The sequence below is a fragment of the Lentzea sp. NPDC059081 genome (assembly GCF_042738015.1).
GTDB lineage: Bacteria > Actinomycetota > Actinomycetes > Mycobacteriales > Pseudonocardiaceae > Lentzea.
Map to the genome: position 1 here is coordinate 223146 of NZ_JBHYGW010000010.1, position 19887 is coordinate 243032.

The 19887-nt window shown below is 70.6% G+C and carries 15 protein-coding genes; 9 read left to right on the forward strand and 6 right to left on the reverse strand.

The features are described 5' to 3' along the window. The first annotated feature begins 33 nt into the window (after nt 1–33). Complete coding sequence (locus ACFWV3_RS23630) at nt 34–1047, forward strand: hypothetical protein (protein ID WP_382413722.1); 1014 nt, start codon at nt 34–36, stop codon at nt 1045–1047. Here ACFWV3_RS23630 and ACFWV3_RS23635 read toward each other — a convergent pair. Beyond that, the gene (locus ACFWV3_RS23635; RefSeq protein WP_382413724.1) at nt 1037–2209 is read right to left on the reverse strand and encodes an IucA/IucC family protein; all 1173 of its coding nucleotides are present in this window, start codon (nt 2207–2209) and stop codon (nt 1037–1039) included. The two genes, ACFWV3_RS23630 and ACFWV3_RS23635, sit on opposite strands and share 11 nt — an antisense overlap. Before the next feature lie 194 nt (nt 2210–2403). On the opposite strand from ACFWV3_RS23635, the gene ACFWV3_RS23640 reads away from it, so the two are divergent. Together ACFWV3_RS23640 and ACFWV3_RS23645 are read left to right on the forward strand one after the other, a co-directional pair. Then, complete coding sequence (locus ACFWV3_RS23640) at nt 2404–3861, forward strand: IucA/IucC family protein (protein WP_382413725.1); 1458 nt, start codon at nt 2404–2406, stop codon at nt 3859–3861. Nucleotides 3862–3895: 34 nt separating this feature from the next. After that, nucleotides 3896–5107 (forward strand): GDSL-type esterase/lipase family protein, encoded by a 1212-nt coding sequence (locus tag ACFWV3_RS23645; RefSeq protein WP_382413727.1) that lies wholly within the window; start codon nt 3896–3898, stop codon nt 5105–5107. A 4-nt stretch (nt 5108–5111) separates the two neighbouring features. Here ACFWV3_RS23645 and ACFWV3_RS23650 read toward each other — a convergent pair whose 3' ends face one another. Then, nucleotides 5112–6032 (reverse strand): alpha/beta hydrolase, encoded by a 921-nt coding sequence (locus ACFWV3_RS23650; RefSeq protein WP_382413729.1) that lies wholly within the window; start codon nt 6030–6032, stop codon nt 5112–5114. Between the two features lie 57 nt (nt 6033–6089). On the opposite strand from ACFWV3_RS23650, the gene ACFWV3_RS23655 reads away from it, so the two are divergent. The 4 genes from ACFWV3_RS23655 (at nt 6090) to ACFWV3_RS23670 (ending at nt 11691) form a co-directional block, all read left to right on the forward strand. Beyond that, complete coding sequence (locus ACFWV3_RS23655) at nt 6090–6620, forward strand: helix-turn-helix domain-containing protein (protein ID WP_382413730.1); 531 nt, start codon at nt 6090–6092, stop codon at nt 6618–6620. 117 nt (nt 6621–6737) lie between these two features. Continuing rightward, on the forward strand, nt 6738–7619 hold the full coding sequence (locus ACFWV3_RS23660) for a CPBP family intramembrane glutamic endopeptidase (protein ID WP_382413732.1): 882 nt from the start codon (nt 6738–6740) through the stop codon (nt 7617–7619). A gap of 170 nt (nt 7620–7789) precedes the next feature. Further along, nucleotides 7790–10300 (forward strand): glycosyltransferase, encoded by a 2511-nt coding sequence (locus ACFWV3_RS23665; RefSeq protein ID WP_382413734.1) that lies wholly within the window; start codon nt 7790–7792, stop codon nt 10298–10300. Beyond that, on the forward strand, nt 10300–11691 hold the full coding sequence (locus tag ACFWV3_RS23670) for a radical SAM protein (RefSeq protein WP_382413735.1): 1392 nt from the start codon (nt 10300–10302) through the stop codon (nt 11689–11691). The genes ACFWV3_RS23665 and ACFWV3_RS23670 overlap by 1 nt, the downstream gene beginning before the upstream one ends. Before the next feature lie 3 nt (nt 11692–11694). On the opposite strand, the gene ACFWV3_RS23675 is transcribed toward ACFWV3_RS23670, so the two are convergent. After that, entirely contained in the window at nt 11695–12732 is a 1038-nt protein-coding gene (locus ACFWV3_RS23675) for a medium chain dehydrogenase/reductase family protein (RefSeq protein ID WP_382413737.1), read from the reverse strand. 123 nt (nt 12733–12855) lie between these two features. Between ACFWV3_RS23675 and ACFWV3_RS23680 the strand changes: the two genes are divergently transcribed. Continuing rightward, on the forward strand, nt 12856–14664 hold the full coding sequence (locus tag ACFWV3_RS23680) for a multicopper oxidase family protein (RefSeq protein ID WP_382413738.1): 1809 nt from the start codon (nt 12856–12858) through the stop codon (nt 14662–14664). A gap of 257 nt (nt 14665–14921) precedes the next feature. Next, the gene (locus ACFWV3_RS23685; RefSeq protein WP_382413739.1) at nt 14922–15521 is read left to right on the forward strand and encodes a transglycosylase family protein; all 600 of its coding nucleotides are present in this window, start codon (nt 14922–14924) and stop codon (nt 15519–15521) included. 41 nt (nt 15522–15562) lie between these two features. Here ACFWV3_RS23685 and ACFWV3_RS23690 read toward each other — a convergent pair whose 3' ends face one another. From ACFWV3_RS23690 to ACFWV3_RS23700, 3 genes are all read right to left on the reverse strand, one after another. Continuing rightward, nucleotides 15563–17101, reverse strand: coding sequence for an ATP-binding protein (locus ACFWV3_RS23690; protein WP_382413741.1), 1539 nt, complete (start codon nt 17099–17101; stop codon nt 15563–15565). A gap of 128 nt (nt 17102–17229) precedes the next feature. After that, a complete protein-coding gene (locus ACFWV3_RS23695) occupies nt 17230–18714 on the reverse strand; it encodes a glycoside hydrolase family 43 protein (protein WP_382413743.1) in 1485 nt (494 codons plus the stop codon). 94 nt (nt 18715–18808) lie between these two features. Then, nucleotides 18809–19645 carry an SAM-dependent methyltransferase gene (locus ACFWV3_RS23700; protein WP_382413744.1) on the reverse strand — a complete coding sequence of 279 codons (837 nt, stop codon included), beginning with the start codon at nt 19643–19645 and terminating at the stop codon, nt 18809–18811. Nucleotides 19646–19887: the final 242 nt, after the last annotated feature.

Below are 19887 nucleotides of genomic sequence, written 5' to 3' on the forward strand. Positions count from 1 at the left end.
CCGGCCTCTTCGGCGTGTCCGGACAATGACGCGATGCCGACCTCCGCGCAGTGGCTCGACGTCCGCGCCCACCTGCTGGCCCACCGGCACGCCCTCGCGGTCGAGGCAGCCGCGCTCTACCCGGACGTGCCCAAGGTCGCCGGCACGCCGCTGCTCACGGCCCCGCACTGGACGCCGCCGGCGCCGGTCCCGCTGGCCGATCTGACGCTGGAGCGCCGTCTCTCACCGCCGCACGCCGCCGTCGGCGGCCCGCTGCTGCCCGACGGGTTCGGCAGCTACTCGGAGGCCATGGCCGCCCTCGCCGCGCCGGCGGTGTTCCAGAACCGCGAGACCTACCGGCTGCTCGGCTTCACGGGCCGGCACCTGACGTTCGGCCTCGGCACCTACTTCGACGGCATCGACGTTGGCGAGGCGTGCGCCCACGAGTACGCCGCCCGGTCGCTCGGCCTGATCGGGACACTGCCGCAACGCACGGCCGTCGGCGACCCGTGCGACCCCGCGCGCCGACCGGTGAACGTCGCCATCAGCACCCTCACGCTCCGGCACGACACCGTCACCGGAGACGCCACGTTCTTCCTGCACTGGCGCGACCCGAAGCGCGTCGGGCACGCGGGCGGCATGTTCCAGGTGCTGCCGGTCGGCGTGTTCCAGGGCTCCCGGGACAGCGACTTCTCGTTGTGGCACTGCATGGTCCGCGAGTTCGCCGAGGAGCTGCTGGGCGTCGAGGAGATCCACGACGCCGACTACGAGCGCTGGCCGTTCGCGGCGGAGCTGACCGCGGCGGCGCGGGTGTTCTACCTCGGGACGGGCGTCGACCCGCTGACGTTCGCCACCGACCTGCTGACCGTCGCGGTGATCGAGGCGTCGCGGTTCGACGCGGTGTTCGGCGATCTGGTGTCGCACAACGACGAGGGCCGGGTGCTGCGCGGCCTCGCGTTCGACGCGGCCACCGTCGAGCGGTTCGCCCACCACGAACCGACCCAGGCGGCCGGCGCGGCGCTGCTGTCGCTGGCCTGGCGGCACCGCGACGTGCTGCTCAAGACCTGAACGGGTTCGGCAGCCGGGCCCACGCCGTCGTCGTGGGGTCCAGCCGCATCAGCGTGAGCGGCTTCGCTGGCAGGGGGTCGTGCAGCAACGCGTGCCGGTCGGGCGTGTCCGGGACCGTCTTCGCGACGACGTCCCACAGTTCGGCGTCCGGTGCGTCGAGAGCGCTGACGAGCCCGGTCATCGCGGTCGCGAAGAACGTGGCGAACGTCTTGGTACGCAACGCCTCCGGGCTCGCGTGCAGCCGGACGGGCAGCTCCGCGCGCGGGCTGGTCCTGATGTCGGCGAGGTCGCGGTAGAGCACCCGGCTCGGCCTGCCGTTCACCAGGCCCACCACCAGGTTCTGCTCGTGGGCCTCCAACGCCACGCCGCGCGCCAGCAGGGTCATCAACGGCGGCACGGTCAGTTCCGCGAACTCCGCCAGCCACGCGACCGGGTCGTCCGGCGGGGACAGGCTCAGCGCGGCCAGCGGCAGCAGGGTTTCCCCCTCGCGCGGCACGGGTTTGTCGCGCAGGATCACCCCGAGCCTCCGGTCCGGCTCGCCGTTCGTGAGCACCGCGGCCGACGCCCGGTTGGGTTGCAGCTCGATGCCTTTCACGACACCGGCGAGGAAGTCCGAGACCGTCGTGGCCGTGGCGATCGACTCGGCCGAGATGTCCCGCACGGCCGAGGTGATCTGGGCGCTCAGCGTCGTCTTCACGTGCCAGTCGCCGGCCGACAGCGTGCGCAACGCCATGAGCGGGCTCGCGTCCAGCGTGCCCGCGCTCGCCACGCCCAGGCGGTCGGCCTGCCACGGGTGCACGGGCAGCAGGATCCGGTCGCCGTCGGTCAGCTCGGCGGGCCAGTCGCCGAACACGACGTGGTCCTTCGCCGGGTGCAGCCGCAGGGCGACCACCGGCCGGTGCTCCGGCCCGTAGGCGAGGTGGTCCCGAGCCGTGAACCCGGTGCGGTTGCGGCAGCACGGGTGCAGCGGATGCCCGTCGACGACGCTCTGCTCGTGCTCTTCCGGCGACCGTTCGAGGAACGGCGTCGTGATCGGGTCGGCGGTGCGGGAAAGGGCCAGTCCGGCGACGCTGTGCCCGACCTCGCGAACGAGGCTTTCCGCAAGGGGCCAGTTCAGCGCCTTCAGCAGCTCGACGGGGTGCTCGAAATCGGCTGGATCCACGCTGACCTGCGGCAACGGCTCAATTGCGAATGCCCGGCGAAGGCGCGCGAGAACGGCCGCGCGGGCCCCCGGCAATGCTGCGAGATATCTCTCAGCGCGATCACCGTTCAGCGCGGCGGCGAACTCGGTTTCGATCGGCGTCTGCGCAAGAATGATCAGATCCTGGCACATCGTCCTCAGGGAAGCGGACACCGGTGGAAGCGATCACTGACCCGGACGGCGTCACCACGACCGCCCTGCTGAACTGCCTGCGCCGCGAGGTGGCGGAGCAGGGGCCGGACGGGACGCTCCTGCTGCCCCGCACGGGAACGCGGGTGCGGGCGCGGGAGGGCCGCTGGCTGTCGGACCCCGAGGTGTTCACCGGGTCCTGGCAGCCGCTGAGCTGGGCCGAGCTGGCGGTGCTGGTCAGCAAGGAGCTCGGTGACCCGCCGGTCGGGTTCCTCGACGAGATCGCGGGGTCGCGGTCGGCCGTCGCGGCGATCCTCGACGCCCGCCCCGCTCCGCCGGCCGACCTCTACCAGCGCTCCGAACAGGCGCTGGTCGCCGGGCACCGCTACCACCCCGCGCCGAAGGGCCGCGGTGGCGCCGCGGCGGCGGAATGGCTGCCGTACGCGCCCGAGGTGCACGCGCGGTTCTCGTTGGCGCGCCTGGAGGGGACGTTCGTCGACGACGGCGAGGTGCCGCTGCCGGAGGGCGTCCTGCCCGCGCACCCGTGGCAACTCTCGTTGCTCGGAATCGAGGGTGCTCCCGGCGGGGCCGAGGTGTGGCCGACGTCGTCGGTGCGCACGGTGTACGACCCGGCCGCGGACCTGTTCTACAAGTTCAGCCTCGACGTCCGGATCACCAACGACGTGCGCCGGCTGTGGGAGTACGACCTGCGGTGGATCCCACCGCTCGCCCGGTTGCTGAGACCGGTGTTCGAGGACGTCTCGGCCGCGTACCCCGGCACCGCGTTCCTGGTCGACCGCGGCTACCGGACCTCGCCGGCTCAGTTCGAGGGCCTGGCCGTGGTGGTGCGCGACGGCATCCGGCAGCACACGCCACCGGGCGTGACCCCTTTGCTGGCGGCGGGGATCAGCGAGGGGTTCGACGGGAACCCGTTGGACGGCTTGGATTCCACTCAGGCGCTGGAGTGGTTCCGGCGCTATGTCTCGGTTGTCGTGCCTCCGGTGTTGCACGCGTTCTTCGCGCACGGCGTGGTGATGGAGTGCCATCTGCAGAACGTGGTGGTGGGGGTGGACGCCACCGGGATGCCCGTGCAGGCGATCTTCCGCGACCCCGAGGGCATGCGCCTGCTGCCTCGTCACGCCGCTCTGCTGTCCTCTGTGGACCCCGGCGGCGGGGCGAGGGGAGTCGACGAGGCCAAGGGCTGGGAGCGGTTGCGGTACTGCCTCGTCGTGAACCACCTCGTCGAGATCGCCGGCGCGGTGCTGGAGCGGCACCCCGGACTGGACGTGTGGGCGGAGGCGCGCGAGGTCTTCCTCGGCTACGCGCGGGACCACGGCCCCCAGGAGCTGCTGACGTCGTTGCTGGAGAGCCCGTTCGTGCCGGCGAAGGCCAACCTGCTGCTGCGCTGGACGCGCGCGGAGGGGGCCGCGAGCCGGTATGTCGACTTCCCGAACCCACTGGACAGGAACCGCCCGCGTCGTTGACGGCGTTTTCGCGGCGCCCCTAGCGTGCCGGTACATGACGAATCGCTGGCGCACCCTGACACCCACGGTCCTCGTCGTGGCCGCTCTGCTCACCCCGGCGGCCGAAGCGGGCAGACCGGCCTGGTTCACCTCCTGGGCCCAGTCGCAGCAGAACCTCGGTCCCGCGGTCCGCGACCAGTCGATGCGCATGATCACCCACCTGAGCCAGGGCGGCAGCGCCGTCCGGGTCCGCGTCCAGAACACGTTCGGCACCCAGCCCGTGACCCTCGACCACACCACCGTCGCGCTGAGCGCGGGCGATGCGACGGTGTCCGGCGTGCGCGACCTGACGTTCGGCGGTGAGCGCGCCGTCACCCTGCAGCCCGGCGCGTCGACCTGGAGCGACCAGGTCCCGCTGGCCACGAGCGCCGGCGCCGACCTGGCCGTCAGCATGCACGTGGCGGGGGAGGCGGTGCCCGGCCGCCACGACGGCGCGTTCCGGGAGAACTACCTGACCGCTCCCGGCAGCGGCGACCAGACCGCGGCGGGCGCCGACGCCTACACCCAGAAGATCCAGTCCACCTACGTCGTCACCGCCGTGGACGTCTTCAACCCGCGGCTGAAGGGCGCGATCGTCCCGTTCGGCAGCTCGGTCGTGGACGGCGTCGGCAGCACGAACTGCGGCCCCGGCTGCACCGAGCTCGGCACGAACAAGCGCTGGACCGACGTGCTGGCCAGGCGGATCGTCGCGGAGTCGCCCGCGCAGCTGACCGTCGCCAACGCGGGGATCAGCGGCACCACCAGCGCGGTCTGTCCCGGGAACTCGCCCGGGATCCAGGGCCTGGACGCCGTGTCGCGGCTGGAACGGGACGTTCTCGCCCTGCACGGCGTCACCGACGTCATCTACTACTACGGCACGAACGACCTGGCCAACGGCTGCTCGTCGGCGGACATCATCGCCAGCTACCGCACCGTTTTCTCGCGGCTGAAGGCCGCCGGGGTGAAGGTCCACGTCACCCCGATCACGCCCAGGCCCGGCTACAGCAACCAGAACAACGTCGACCGCCACGCCGTCAACTCGTTCGTGAGGCGGGGCAGCGACTGCTCGGGCACCTGCGCGTCGCTGACGGACTTCGACCAGGTGCTGGCCGACCCGGTCAAGCCCACCGCCATCCTCCCGGCCTACGACACCGGTGACGGCATCCACGCCAACATCGCGGGCCAGCAGGCGATCGCCGACTACATCGACCTGAAGGCGTTCCGCTGACGGGTCACCGGAGTCGTTGGGCCAGCCAGGACGAGACCTCGGTCAGCAGACCGGCGTCGACGGGCCGGCGCAGCAGACGGCTGTAGGACGTGAGCTTGGGTGCGCCGGGGTCGACCCGCAGCAGGTGGGTGAGCCCCGGCGCGCACCGGGTCTCGGCGTGCGGGACGAGCGAGGCGACGACCTCCAGGTCGGCGGCGTCGACCTGGAGGTCCTTGTCGCCGGTGATCGCGAGCACCGGCGCGGTGATGCCGGGCAGGTCGGCGCGCGGGTCGTGGACGAGCTGCTCGCGCCACCACCGGGCGTTGATCTTCGCGCCGCCGACGCGGGCCACGTCGGTGCTCGTGTTCTCCAGGGCGGTGAGCTGCTTCAGGCCCACCTTGCCCAGCAGGGGGAGCAGCGGGCGGACGAGGCCGGGCAGCGTGTCCCCGACCCGGGACGCCTGCCAGAGCAGAGCTTCCTTTCCGGGACGGGCGTAGCCGGCCAGCAGGACGACGGCCGCCGGCTGCTCGTGGCTACCGAGCCACATCGCGTGAACGGCGCCTTCGCTGTGCCCGAGCACGCCGACCTTCCCGGCCTCCACCTCCGGACGTGCGCGGAGAGTGCGCAACGCCAGCACGGCGTCGTCCCGGTTGTCCACGAACCCCGCCGCGCGCCAGTCGCCGGGGGACGCTCCGACACCACGCCGGTCGTAGCGCAACGACGCCATGCCCTGCCGTGCCAGGGCGTGGGACAGCGGAACGCCCAGCTCCATCCGCAGCCTGCCGGCGTTGGAGTCGCGGTCCACCTTCCCCGAGCCGGGTAAGCAGAGCACGGCCGGGTGCGGACCCGGCCCGTCCGGCAGCGTGAGCGTGCCGTGCAGCGTGTGGCCGTCGTCGGTGGTCATGGTGATCTCGACGTCGCGGGGTGTGGTGACGGACATGGTCATCGGGCCCTCCCTGTTATCAGTTTTGAGAACAGTATCACCGGTGAGAGAATTCGGTCCATGGCGAGTCTCGACCTCCTGCTGCACCCCGTCCGGCTGCGCATCGTGCAGGCGCTGCTGGACGGGCACCCGAGCACGACCACGCAGCTGCGGCAGCGGTTGCCGGAGATCGCGCCGGCCACGATGTACCGGCACGTCGCCGTCCTGGCCGAGGCCGGGGTGCTGGAGGTGCTCGACGAGAAGCGGGTGCGGGGGATCATGGAGCGCACCTACCGGCTGTGCTGGGACCGCGCGCAGCTCGACGGGGCCGACCGCGCCGCGATGACGCCCGAGGACCACCTGCGCGCGTTCACCGCGTTCACCGGGAGCCTGCTCGCGGACTTCGGCCAGTACGTCGAACGCGACTCCGCTGATCCGGCGGCCGACGGCGTGACGTACCAACGGGCGTCGCTGTGGCTGACGGACGCCGAGCACCAGGAGCTGCTGGCCGAGCTCCGCGCGTCGATCACCGCGCGGACGGGCGGTTCACCGGGACCCGGCCGCACGCGCCGGCTGGTCGGTCTGGTGGCGATGCCGGAGGGTGAAGGATGACCTTGTCCCCCGTGAGAGCTACTCGCTGATGTCCGCTCCGGTGGGATTCTTTGGGCCGGAAAGCTCCCTAGCGTCTGCGGTGTCGAAATTCCCGCACACAGCCAGGAAGTCGGAGTCATGGACCAGAGTGCTCTCCCGGACCGCACCCCCGCCGAGCTGACCGAGCGCAGGACCCGGTTGCGCCGGTTCCGGTTCCCCGTCCTGTTCGTCCCGCTCTTCGTGGTGATGCTGGCGGTCGTCGGGATCGACACCCTCGTCGCGCCGCTGCCGCTGCTCGCGCTCCCGGTCGGCCTGGGCCTCGCCGCCGCCGGACTGCTCTGCTACCGCCGGTGGTCGCAGTACGTCGAGGTGCGCGACGACGTGCCGGAGGTCGCGCCGCGCGGCCGGTGGGCGGGGCTGGGCAGGGGTGCGCTGCTCGGGTTCGCGCTGTTCTCCGCCCTGCTGCTGGTCATCGGCATGTTCGGCGGGTGGGACGGGCTGTCGTACGGCTCGTTCTTCGGTGCGCTCGGGCTCGTGGGCATGATGGCGAGCGTCGCGACGATGGAGGAGATCCTGTTCCGCGGGGTGCTGTTCCGCATCCTGGAGGAACGCGTCGGCACCGTGATCGCGCTCGTCGTCTCGTCACTGCTGTTCGGCATGACGCACCTCGTCAACGTGAACGCGACGCTGTGGGGCGCGCTGTCGATCGGCCTCACCGGCGGTGCGATGCTGGCCTCCGCGTACGTCCTGACCAGGTCGCTGTGGTTCCCGATCGGCCTGCACTTCGCCTGGAACTTCACCCACGCCGGCCTCTTCGGCATCGCGGTGTCGGGCTCGAACGACGTGCCCAACGGCCTGCTGCACCTCAGCCTCGACGGCCCGTCGGTGCTGACCGGTGGCACGTTCGGTCCCGAGGCCAGCCTGATGGCGCTGCTGGTCTGCTCGGTGGCGACGGCGTTCATGCTGCGCCAGGCCGCGCGCACCGGCCGGATCCGTCCGCGCCCGGCCCGAAAGTCCTAAGTGGACTCCCGCGCCGATTGAGACGCAACCTGGGCGGAGAGCGCTTTCGTGCTACGTTCGGATGAGAGCAAGCCACTCTGGTTGTGGGTCGGACAAGCATGCTTTTCGCTTGTCCGACCCACAACCAGACAGTGTTGTGTTTGGGAATGCCACTCGGAGTGGAGCGGCCTGTGCCCGTCCTGTGGGGTGTCTCGTTCGACGCCACGGCCATGTCCGGCGTGGTGGTGGAGTTCATCAAGATCGCGAAGTCGTTCTCCGGCCGGGGTTTCGAGGTCCACCTCGACCTCGGCTACGACATCAAGGCCGACAAGGGCCGGTTCTTCCAGCCCTACCGGCACGAACGCGTACCGGACTGGATCACCCTCGACCGCGTGGACGGCGTCGCGGACATCGCCGGGTACGACCGGGACTTCGTCGCCTCGACCCTGGAAGCCGTGCGCCAGGACCAGGTCGTCACCGCCGATCGCGTCGTCGCCGACCTGGCCGGCGCGATCGTGGCGACCTGGGAGGACCGCGGCGTCACGCTCGTGATGGTCGAGAACGGGACGCTTCCGGAGAACGTCGTCTACACCAGGGCGTTGTACCGGGCGATCGAGGTGTACGGCGCGAAGCACGGGCTGGGCCGGTACGTGATGTGGCGCGACCACGACCTGATGTGGCAGAGCGAACCGGACAAGTACGGCAGCTTTCCTTACCCGGCAACGCCTCCGATGGTGAGCTCGCCGCACATCCACTACTTCGCGCTGCACGAGGAGGCGAAGCGGCGCACGCTGGAGTGGATGCCGCACCTGCGCAACCTCGACGTCCTGCCGAACACGTTCACGGCACCGTCGCGGCTTGCCAGACCGGACTTCCGCGAGCACTTCGGCGTTCCGGAGCACGCGCGGATCGTCGCGCGGTTCACCAGGATCATCCCGCAGAAGCGCATCGACCGGGACCTGCACCTGCTCGCGTCGTTGCCGGGGACGTGGTTGTTCGTCGCGGGCGACACCGAGGAGGACCCGCAGGAGACCGCAAGACTGCGGGCTCTCGCCGACGAGCTGCAAGTGCCCGTGGTGTTCGGCGGTGTGCTGGAACCGTGCGAGTCGGCGGGGGACGAGTTCTCGGTGCGCGACCTGCTGGCGCACGCCGACGTGGTGTCGTTCCTGACGTCGTACGACTACGAGAGCTACGGCAACCCGATCGGCGAGGCGATCGCGGCCGGCGTGCCGTACATCGCGAGCCGCTATGCCCTGTACGACACGGTGTACGCGGGCTTCGAGGCGCCGGTGCTGGACATCCTGACCCACGACCTGCCGACACCCGAGTTCGCGGCGGAGGTCCTGGAACTGATGACGAACGCGGAGAGGCGGGCGGAAGTGGTGGCGCACAACCAACGGCTCGGCACGGACTACCGCGCGGCCGCGGAGGAGCTGGTGGGCGCGCTGTTCCCGCCGCCGATGGGCGAGAGCGTGCGGCTCAGCGTCGTGCTGCCGGTCTTCGACGAGGCCGCGAACATCGACGAGGTGCTGCGGTCGCTGCACGAGCAGGACGACATCGACCACGACATGTACGAGATCGTGTTGGTGGACAACAACTCCACCGACGACACGGTCGAGAGGGCCCGCAAGTTCGCCGAACGGTCGAAGGTCGCGATCCACGTCATCAGCGAACGCGAGCAGGGCGTCGCGTGCGCGCGCCGCACCGGGATGGAGTTCGCCGCCCGCCGCAGCCGCAACCGCGAGAACCCCGGCGAGCGCTTCTACCTGGTCTCCGCCGACGCCGACTGCCGCGTCGACCGGCGGTGGCTCACCGAGCTGTTCGCGGCCATGGAGAAGGACAAGGCCGCGATCGGCGTCTGCGACTACTACTACAACGCCGAGCACTTCGTGGACCGGCCGCGGTTGTGGGACGCGATCCAGCGGACGTTGCGCTGCCGGGCGGTGACGTTCTCGTTGTTCGGCGGCTTCCCGGACGGCAAGGGGTTCGCGGTCGAACGCGAGGCCTACGAACGGGTCGGCGGCATCGAGATCTTCTACCAGCTGCAGCACGGGAGGTTCGTCAACCACCTGTCCGACGACTGGGACTTCGGCATCAAGGTCCGCGGCTCCGGCTACGACATCACCTACGCGCCGCGGTCGAAGGTCGAGATCAACCCGCGCCGCGTCAACCACGCCCTCGACGAGGTCATCACCGGGCGCGCGTACGGCAACGACGGCATCATCGTGATGCGCGACATCCGGCCGGAGGCGCCCGCCAGGACGGTCGACCTCACCGAGGCGGAAGCGTTGCAGGCGTGGGAGTTCTCCATCAAGGACTTCACGCCCAAGAACACCATCCTGCCCGTCTTGCTCACACCGTCCTTCCTCGACGACGACGCGGTGGTCGCGTTCTTCGGCGCCGGCCTCGCGACCCGGCTGGGGGAGCGGATCGCAGAGATCAAGGCCGAGATGAGCGTCACCGACTTCCTCCCGATCCACTCGTACAAGACGCCGTCCTACCGGCTGTACCTGGAGTTCCGGGACGAGATCTTCGCTCGGCTGCGGGCGACCGTCGGGGAGGACGTCGGATACCCGCCGCCGCTGCCGGAGTGCTTCGACGACGTGCCGGAGGAGAGGTTCGCCGAGTTCGTGAAGTACTACTGCGAGGACCGCGAGTCCGGGGAGGCGCACAACCACTTCGGCAACGGAGGCGTGTTCTGATGATGCTCGACTCGAAGCCCGGGGTGTGGGCCGCGCTGCAGAACCCCGCCAACGCCCACCTGCTCGACTACGTCACCGAGGACCCGTTCGGGGCGCACGTCTTCCCCGGCAACGTGCCCGGCTACGGCGTGGACGACTTCCTCGACGACCTGGGCGACCAGCTCGTCGGCACCGCCCCGATCCACCTGTGGTCCTACATCCCCACGTGCGCCTACAAGTGCCGCTTCTGCCAGTACCCGGTCGTGCTCGTCAAGGGCGGCCAGGCCGAGGAGAAGCTCACGCGGTGGGTCGACTGGAACATCCGCGAGGCCGAGCTGTGGCTGAAGCGGGTCCCGGAGCTGGCCGACGCGCCGATCGGCGAGTTCAACGTCTTCGGCGGCACGCCGTCGTTGTTGCCGGAGAAGCAGATCCGGCGGCTGCTCGACTTCTACCGGGAGAACTTCGGGTTCACCGAGGACACCACGATCCGGTTCGAGGGCGACCCGAGCACGTTCACGCCGGCGAAGCTGGAGACGTTGCGGGAACTGGGCTGCACCAAGCTTTCGAGCGGCGTGCAGTCGTTCGACGACCACGTGCTGCAGGAGTGCGGCCGTGAGCACACGTCGCGGATGTGCGTCGACTTCGTGCGCAACGCGCAGGCCGCCGGGTTCGAGTGGGTCAGCATCGACCTGATGTACGGCCTGCTGGACCAGACCGTCGACAGCGTGCGGCGCGACCTGGACGTGGTGCTGGAGAACGAGATCACCGCGGTCGTGTGCACCAAGCTGCACCTCAAGTCCTACGCCGAGACCAGGACCGGGGTGGCGGGGGAGAAGCCCGCGCCGTGGCAGCTCCCCGAGTACCGCCAGAAGCTGGTGCGGGACGGGCACTTCTGGCCGTCGCTCGAGGACCAGTACCGGATGCGCGAGATCCTGACCGACGGCCTGCGCGCCGCCGGGTACACCGAGCACCCCACGATGTACTTCGCCCGCGACGGGCTCGGTCCGGAGAAGTGGAAGTCCATCATGGTGGACCAGGACAAGCAGGAGGCCGAGGTCGCGATCGGCCTCGGCGGCAGCTCGAGCTGCCGTGCGTCCGAGGCGATCACCGACGTGAACTGGAAGAACTACGCGCGGGCCGTCGAGGAGGGCCGCGTGCCGCTGGGCTCCGCCACCGGCTTCGACCTGGAAGCCCAGGAGGCCAGGGCGGTCAAGATGGCCCTGTCGACGTTGCAGCCGGTGCGCGACGACCTGCACCGCGCGCTCTACGGCCGGTCGCTGCACGACAGCCCGTGGCGGGAGAAGTTCGCCTCGCTGGCCGACCGCGGGCTCGTCGTGGTGGACTCCGGCGGGGTCACGTTGACCGCGGACGGCGAGGTGCTCGTGGAGGCGATCATCAACACCGAGCTGTGAGCCTCACGGCACGATGACGACCTTGCCCGCGACCGTGCGCGACTCGGCGAGCGCGAGTGCCGACGCGGTCTCGGCCAGCGGGAACTCGGCCGCGATCTGCGGGGTGATCACCCCGTCCGCGAGCAGGCCGAACAGGCGGGTGAGGTCGTCGGCCAGGGTGCGCCGGAACCTCGCCCTGTTCCGCACGCCCGACCAGAAGCTGTAGAAGTACGCGCCGCGGTGGTTGGGCAGCACGTCCCAGAGCTTGAGCTGCGCCATCATCTTGAGCAACGGCAGCTGCGCGCCGCCCTCGTCGTTCTTCGCGGCGGCGGTCCCGTACGAGACGAGCGTGCCGCCCTTGCGCAGCAGCTGCCACGACTTCTGGATGCCGGGACCGCCGACGTGGTCGAACACCGCGTCCACGCCCTGCGGGGCGAGCTCGCCGATGCGGGCGTAGAGCTCGGGGTCGTGGTAGTCGACGGGAAGCACGCCGAGCGCGCGCAGGGTGTCGTGGTGCCGGGGTGACGCCGTGCCGATCACGGTGGCGCCGGCGTGCCGGGCGAGCTGGACGAGCGTGGAGCCGACGCCGCCGTTGGCACCCAGCACGACGACGGTGTCGCCCGCGCGGACGTCCGCCCGGCCGTGCAGCATCTGCCAGGCCGTGACGCCGTTGACCAGCAGGGTCTCCGCGGCCGCCGACGACACGCCGTCCGGCACGGGCACGAGGTCCTCGGCGTCGACCAGGACGTGGCTCGCCCAGCCTCCCGTCTTCGTGATGGCGGCGAACCGGCGGCCGGTGAGCGCCGGGTCCACCCGCGGCCCGGTCGCGACGACCGTGCCGACCAGGTCGTAGCCGGGGACGAACGGGAACGGCGGCTGGTCGTAGTACCGGCCGAGCCGCATCTGCTGCTCGGCGAACGAGACCCCGGTCGCCTCCATCCGCAGGAGCGCCTGCCCCGCGGACGGGGCCGGGAGGTCGCGCGTCCGCACCTGCAGGCCACCGGGGTCGACGATCCCCGGCAGGACGACTTCGGTGGCGCGGTGGGTGACTGCACTGGACATGCGCAGAGCGTGCCGGGACCGCTGCTCCGGCCGCATCGGCACAAGATGCGTAGTCCCGTCTCGACAGGATCTAGGTGACGGTTGCCGACGCGAGCGCGGGCGCCGCGCGGACACGATCGCCGCATGTTCGGTCTGCTCGTCCAAACAGACATGCTCCTGGCGCTGCTCGCGATGATCGCGGCGGCGGTCGCCGGTGTGCGCGCTTCCGGCCCGCGACTCCGGCGCTGGCTGCGCGTCACCGCCGTGCTGGTGGCGCTGCGGCTGGTGGTGATCGGCCTGATGGTGCCCGGCGGCCTGGTGCTCGTCGAGGCCCGGTTGCTCGTGCAGCTGCCGCTGGCCGTCCTGCCGGTTCTCCTCGCCCTGCTGGTGCGCACGCCTGTGACGGTCCACGTCGCCGCCGCCGGGGTGGTGTTGTCGGGCTGGTGGCTGTTCGTGCCCTTCGGCCCGCAGGACGTCGTGCCGGTGCTCGGTGGTTCGGTGCTCGTCCTCGGCGTGACGGCGGCGTCGTCGCTCGGCCTGGGGCGGTGGCGCGAGTCCGGTACTCGGGTCGCGCGGCTGCCGTGGCTCGGAGCGGGGCTCGTCGTCGTCCTCGCCCTCGTGCTCGTCGTGAACTACCGGGAGAACACCGCGCAGGCGTCCGCGCACGACCACCACGGCGGTGTCAGCGTGGACCAGCTCACCGGTCCTCGCGACCGCACTCCGGACGTGCGGCTGACCATGACCGCCGCCCACGGGCCGATCCGGCTGGCGTCCGGGCAGGTCGTGGACGGGCTCACCTTCAACGGCGTCTCGCCCGGTCCGGAGATCCGGGTCGGGAAGGGGCAGCTCGTCGAGGTGACGCTGGTGAACAAGGACGTCGAGGAAGGCGTGACGCTGCACTGGCACGGCGTGGACGTGCCGAACGCCGAGGACGGCGTTCCCGGTGTGACGCAGGAAGCCGTTCGTCCTGGAAAGCAGCACGTCTACCGGTTCGTCCCCAACCGCGCCGGATCCTTTTGGTACCACACGCATCGCGACGCGCTGGAGAACGTGGAGCGCGGCCTGTTCGGGTCGCTGGTCGTCGAGGACGCGGAGAAGTTCGACGGCGTGGAACGCACGATGTTCACGCACGTCTGGCCTGGTGCGGCGGAAGCCGCGTTCGGCATCGCGGACCGGCCTGCGCACGAAGCGGTCCCGGCGGGCAGGAAGGTGTTGCTGCGACTGGTGAACAGCTCGCGTGAACCGCAGGTGATCCGGGTGTCGGGCACCGAGTTCCTCGTGACGGCGATCGACGGCAACGCGGTCGAGGGCGCGACTCCGCTGGGTGCCGGCACCGATCTCCAGCTCGCGGCGGGTGGCCGGTACGACGCGGTGTTCACGATGCCGGGCGCCGCGGTCACAATGTCCCTCAACGACTCCGCGGCGACGGCGTTCAGTCCCGACGGCAACGTGGACCCCGCGGTGCCGGAGAACGGCACGCCGTTCGATCCGCTCGCATATGGCTCCGGTTCTGTCGAGTCCACTGTGTACAATCGCACGTACGACCTGCGGCTGGACGACGGTTTCGGCTTCAGCCAAGGACGGATCGGGTTCGTGAGCAGCCTGGTCAACGGCCGCCTCTACCCGGCGGTGCCGACGTTGCAGGTGACCGAGGGCGACCGCGTCAAGGTCCGGATCATCAACCGCAGCATGATCAACCACCCCATGCACCTGCACGGCCACCGGGTTCGCGTCCTGACCCGCAACGGCGTCGCGGCGTCGGGGAGCCCGTGGTGGACCGACACGCTCAACGTGGCGCCGGGCGAGGTGTTCGAGGTCGGGTTCACCGCCGACAACCCCGGGATCTGGATGGACCACTGCCACAACTTCCAGCACGGCGCCAACGGAATGGTCATGCACCTCGCCTATGACGGCGTGACCACGCCTTATGCCCATGAGGGCTCGCCGGAGTGACCTGTCAACCCGTTCACGGGCTTTTCGAAACACCGGTGTCCTGATCCGCACCGATCGAGTGATCTTGCCCGCGTCCGGCCGTGCGGAGTCGGCGCGGGCTTCTTACGGTCCTGCCCAGCGGCCGCGAGGCCGCCGCACCACCAGGGCGCGCCGCCCGCTCACCTGTCCAGCGGCGGGCCCTGACCCGGGACACGGAACAGGTCCCCGTCGGACAGGCGCTGCTGCAGGCGAGAGCGTGACGGGGCGCGAAAAGGACAATGCGTCATCTCCGTGGCAACGCCACCACCCGCGCCCTGCTCATCGCCGTCTCCACGGCCGGCCTCTTCGCGGCGGGTGGCGCACTCGCCTCCGCCGCGCCGTCGGTCGACTGGGACCGGATCGCGCAGTGCGAGGCAGGCGGCAACTGGTCCACCAACACCGGAAACGGCTACTACGGCGGGCTGCAGTTCAGCCAGTCGACCTGGCGGGCCAACGGCGGTGCGGGCCGCGCCGACCAGGCCTCCCGCGAGGAGCAGATCCGGGTGGCGGAGAACGTCCTGCGCAGCCAGGGAATCGGTGCCTGGCCGTCGTGCGGGCGCCGGGCCGGCGGGCCTGCCGGGCCTGCGCAGCCGGCCCGCGTGCGGCACGTCCCCACGGCCGCCAAGGGAGCGCCGCGCGCGGTTCCGGTCGTGCCGGTGGCCCCGCCGTCCACGAGCAACCCGGACGGCGACTACGAGATCAAGTCGGGGGACACCCTCAGCAAGATCGCCGAGGAGCTGAAGGTCGAGGGAGGCTGGCAGGCCCTGGTGGCCAAGAACGCCCGCTTCCTGACCAACCCCGACCTGATCAGGCCGGGGCACAGGATCGCCACGAAGTGACGCGATGAGCGCGGGGACCCGTCGGTGACGGGTCCCCGCGCTCAGTCGTCCTCCGGCACGTCCGCCTCCGCCCGCGGGAGGGTGAAGTGGATCGTGGTCCCGGCCGTCACCCCGGTGTCGAGCCAGATCCGGCCGCCGTGGTACTCGACGATCTTGCGGCACATCGCCAGGCCGATGCCGGTGCCGGAGTAGCGGTCCTTGGTGTGCAGCCGCTGGAAGATGACGAAGATCCGCTCGGCGTACTGCTCCTCGATGCCGATGCCGTTGTCCCGCACCGAGAACACCCACATGTCGTCCTCGCCGGGCTCGGCGTCGATCCGCACCAGCGGGGGCTCCTCCGCCCGGAACTTCACGGCGTTGCCGATCAGGTTCTGGAACACCGCCGTGAGCAGCCTGGCCTCACCGCGGACCTGGGGCAGGGTGCCGACCTCGATCCGCGCGCCGGTCTCCTCCACGGTGTGCGCGAGGTTGCGCCGCGCCTCGTCGACCAGGTCCGCCGCCGGCATCACCACGTGCTTCTCGCGGTGCCGCCCCACCCGGCTGAACGCGAGCAGGTCGTTGATGAGCAGCTGCATCCGCTTCGCGCCGTCGACGGCGAAGTCGATGTACTGGGTGGCGCGCTCGTCGAGCTGGCCGCTGTAGCGCCGTTCCAGCAGCTGGCAGAAGCTCGCGACCTTGCGCAGGGGTTCCTGCAGGTCGTGGGAGGCGACGTAGGCGAACTGCTCCAGCTCCGCGTTGGACCGCCGCAGCTCGGCGGTGGCCTCGTCCAGTGCGGCGTTGCGGTCCCGCGCCTGCTCCAGCTCCGAGACGATGCGGGTGCGCATGACGTCGACGTCGCGGCCCAGCTCCCGCAGCTCGGCCGGACCGGTGGCGGTCACCGTGTGCGCGAAGTCGCCGCCCGCCACCAGCCCGACGTGCTGCCGGAGCCTGCTCACCGGGCCGACGACGTGGATCAGCACCGCCGCCACGCAGCCCAGCACCGCGACCAGCAGCACGGCCATCGCGATGATGCAGGTGACGGCCATGCCGGTGGCCGAGTCGTTGAGCGCCGCGCGTCCTTCGGTCCGCTGCCGCGCCAGTTCCTCCTGCAACGCGGACAGGGCGACGCGCACCTCGTCGAACCGCTGCTTGCCGATCGACTCGTCGGGCAGCTGCGCGCCGGCCCGCACCGCCGCGATCGCGGGGTCGGCGTACTGGCTGCGCCAGCCGTTCATCGCCGCGTCCAGCTTCCCCAGGCCGTCGGCGACCTTCGGCGTGTCCAGCGCGGCCACGGTCGCGCGGGCGGAGCTCTGCCGGTCGTACCCGTTCTGGTAGGGCTTGAGGAAGTCCTCGCTGCGGCTGAGGACGTAGCCGCGGACACCGTTCTCCTGGTCGACCAGGTCGGCGCCGAGCTGTTGCGCGCTCACGACCGCGGGCCCGACCACGTCCAGCAGCCGCGACCGCGCCCTCGACAGGTCGCCGATCGCGAGCAGCACCGCCAGGGTCGCCCCCAGCAGCACCGCGACCAGCGCCATCGAGATCCACACCGACCACCGCCGCAGCGACGGACCAGCCGACACGCCATCGGAACCCGCGCGCACGGCACCTCCCCTGACACGACGCCCAGGCGCTCAACACGTGTCGAGCCGCGCAAATCTTATGGGCGCGCTCCCAGAGGCCCGTCACCGGTGCTGCGGGCCGGTCCTCCGACGAGGACCGGCCCGTGCCGTCACCGGTGGTCGACGGAGAAGTTGTCGAAGCCGGCGCCGGTGTTGAAGACGCGGACGCCGTTGGCGCCGCTGGTGTAGCTGCTGTCGGTCACCGAGATCTTCGGCGTGGTCAGGTCGCCGACGTAGACCTTGATCGACGAGCCGACGGCCTCGACCCGCAGCCGGTACGAGACGTTCGGCCGGATCGTCACCGCCGCCGTCGCGAGCTGCGTCCAGTTGTTGTCCGCCTTGCCCAGCACCACCTTCCCGGTGCCGCTGATGCCGGCGTAGTACCCGCGGTAGCCGTCGGTGCCTGTGTTGGGCTGCGTGGCCCGGAACACCACTCCGGCGTCACCCGCCGCGGACCTCGGCGTCACGTCGACGGTCTGCGTGAAGTCGGAGAAGTTCGTGTCCAGCAACGCCTTCCCGCCGAACGACGCCCCGGCCTCGTACCGCTTGGCGCCCGTCGACCAGCTGCCGCCGTAGGTGGTCCAGCCGATGGCGTTGCCGTCCTCGAAGTTGTCCTTGACCCGCATGGTCACCGGCGCGATCGTCCCGTCGGCGTTGAAGGTCATCCGGTCGTAGGAGAGCTGCCGGTCGTTGGCACCGCTGCGGCTCAACGGCCGCCGGTGGTAGAGGATGTACCAGATGTCCGTGCCCGGCACGTTGACCACGGAGTTGTGGCCGGACCCCCGTGCCACCGCGGCGTCCTGGGCGAGCACCCGGCTGATCTTGGTGAACGGCCCGGTGGGGGAGTCGGAGATCGCGTAGGACACGGCGTAGTTCGGCCCTGTCCAGCCGTCCTCCGACCACATGAAGTAGTACTTGCCGTCCTTCTTGAACATCTGCGAACCCTCGGTGAAGTTCGCCGGCGTGATCTCCTTGAAGGTGCTGCCGTCCGCGAACTGGCCGAGGCTGGTCATGTCCGCGTTCAGCTTGACAACGTTGGCATGACCCCAGCCGCCGTAGTACATGTACGCCTGACCGTCCGTGTCGATGAACACGTCCTGGTCGATGGGCTGCGCGCCGTTGTAGAACTGCCCGATCAACGGCTTGCCGATCGCGTCCTTGTACGGCCCCTCGGGCCGGTCGGCGACGGCGACCCCGATCCCGCCGAGCTCGGAGTTGCTCTGGATGTCGTTGGCCCCGAAGTACAGGTAGTACTTGCCGTTGCGCTGCACCGGCGCGGGCGCCCACACCGCCCGCCGCGCCCACGACACGTTGGCGGTCGTGAGGACGTTGGGGTGCTTGGTCCAGTTGACCAGGTCCGTGGAGGAGAACGCGTCGAGGTAGGTCTGCTCGTCGTACGGCCGCGACGAGGTGGGGAAGACCCAGTACTTCCCGTCGTAGACGGTGGTGTCGGGGTCGGCGTACCACCCGTCGACGAACGGGTTGCCCGCCTCCGAGGTGGAGAAGTCGGGCACGGCGGCCGCGGACGAGGCCACGGCCGGCACGCTGCCGAGCATCAGGGCGGCCAGCGCGGCCAGGGCGATCCTTGGTGTCAACGTCTCGTCCAATCTGCAGGGTCGGACTCGATTACATCGTTGTAAACACGTCGTGGATCGATCCAAACAGCTCCGGTCGGGCGCTGTCCAGAACTCACTCAGCGCTGATGCGCGTGCCCGCCGCCAGCCACGCGCCCGGCACCGGCCCGACGGCCCTGCCGTGCCCGATCTCCGGATCCGTCCCCGCATGTGCCCTGGCGCGCCAGCCGAACGTCTCGAGCCAGTCGGCGATGTCGTCCCGCGCACCCCGGAAGGCCACACCCCGCTTGCTCAGCCCGGCGCGCACCTCCGCGCCCAGCTCACCGAGCATCGCCACCTGGAGGTGTTCGAGGAGCAGGTGGCTGCCCGGTGCGGACAGCGCGGTGAGCCCGGTCAGCAGCGCGTCGCCCTCCTCCGGGGTCAGGTACATCAGGACGCCCTCGACCAGCCACGCGGTCGGCTCGTCCTGGTGGAAACCGGCCGCGCGCAACGGGGTCGCCCAGTCCGCCAGGAGGTCGGCGGCCACCCCGACCCGGTCGCACGTCGGGGGCAGGCCGGACCGCTCGACCAGGGCGGTCTTGAACTCGGTCATCTCCGGCAGGTCCAGCTCGAACCAGCGGGTGCCGGGCGGGCAGGGCAGGCGTGCCGGGCGGCCGTCCACGCCCGCGGCGAGAGCGACCACCTGACGCACGCCGGTGTCCAGCGCCTCGCCGATCCGGTCGTCGAAGTACCGGGTGCGCACCGCGTGGTACGCGGGGAAGCCGCTGGAGGTGACCTTCATCTGCGCGATGAACGCGGAGAGGGCCGGGTGGTCCGCCACTTCCGCGACGAGGTGGTCGGCCAGCGGGTCGGCGAAGAGCGGATGCGGTTGCCCGGCCTCCACATGTCTCGCCCAGGCGACGTACAACGCGGTCTGGCTCAACGCACTGACGGGAACCGTGAGGTCCGGCATGCCACTTCCTCCCCGTGCCGACGTGATCAGCCTGCCGCGCGAGCAAGGATCTTGGCGTTCCTGCGTCCGAGTGACGTGCGAGGCGCCGGCCTCGCCCCGGGGGAACGACCCCTGGCCGGAACCGTCCTTCGAATGCGACCAGGGCATTCGTCGATGTCGCCTGGTCGTGGCATTCCGGTCGTTCCGCTTCTCGCGGAGTCGTGGAATACCTCCGGTCCGGCTTGGTCGCAAGTCGGAGGCGA

What these genes read in the sequence shown, in the direction of transcription:
- ACFWV3_RS23700 (WP_382413744.1), bottom strand. Translation starts at nt 19,645, where the DNA reads ATGCCGGACCTCACGGTTCCCGTCAGTGCGTTGAGCCAGACCGCGTTG.
- ACFWV3_RS23670 (WP_382413735.1), top strand. Translation starts at nt 10,300, where the DNA reads ATGATGCTCGACTCGAAGCCCGGGGTGTGGGCCGCGCTGCAGAACCCC.
- ACFWV3_RS23685 (WP_382413739.1), top strand. Translation starts at nt 14,922, where the DNA reads ATGCGTCATCTCCGTGGCAACGCCACCACCCGCGCCCTGCTCATCGCC.
- ACFWV3_RS23655 (WP_382413730.1), top strand. Translation starts at nt 6,090, where the DNA reads ATGGCGAGTCTCGACCTCCTGCTGCACCCCGTCCGGCTGCGCATCGTG.
- ACFWV3_RS23645 (WP_382413727.1), top strand. Translation starts at nt 3,896, where the DNA reads ATGACGAATCGCTGGCGCACCCTGACACCCACGGTCCTCGTCGTGGCC.
- ACFWV3_RS23675 (WP_382413737.1), bottom strand. Translation starts at nt 12,732, where the DNA reads ATGTCCAGTGCAGTCACCCACCGCGCCACCGAAGTCGTCCTGCCGGGG.
- ACFWV3_RS23650 (WP_382413729.1), bottom strand. Translation starts at nt 6,032, where the DNA reads ATGACCATGTCCGTCACCACACCCCGCGACGTCGAGATCACCATGACC.
- ACFWV3_RS23680 (WP_382413738.1), top strand. Translation starts at nt 12,856, where the DNA reads ATGTTCGGTCTGCTCGTCCAAACAGACATGCTCCTGGCGCTGCTCGCG.
- ACFWV3_RS23630 (WP_382413722.1), top strand. Translation starts at nt 34, where the DNA reads ATGCCGACCTCCGCGCAGTGGCTCGACGTCCGCGCCCACCTGCTGGCC.
- ACFWV3_RS23660 (WP_382413732.1), top strand. Translation starts at nt 6,738, where the DNA reads ATGGACCAGAGTGCTCTCCCGGACCGCACCCCCGCCGAGCTGACCGAG.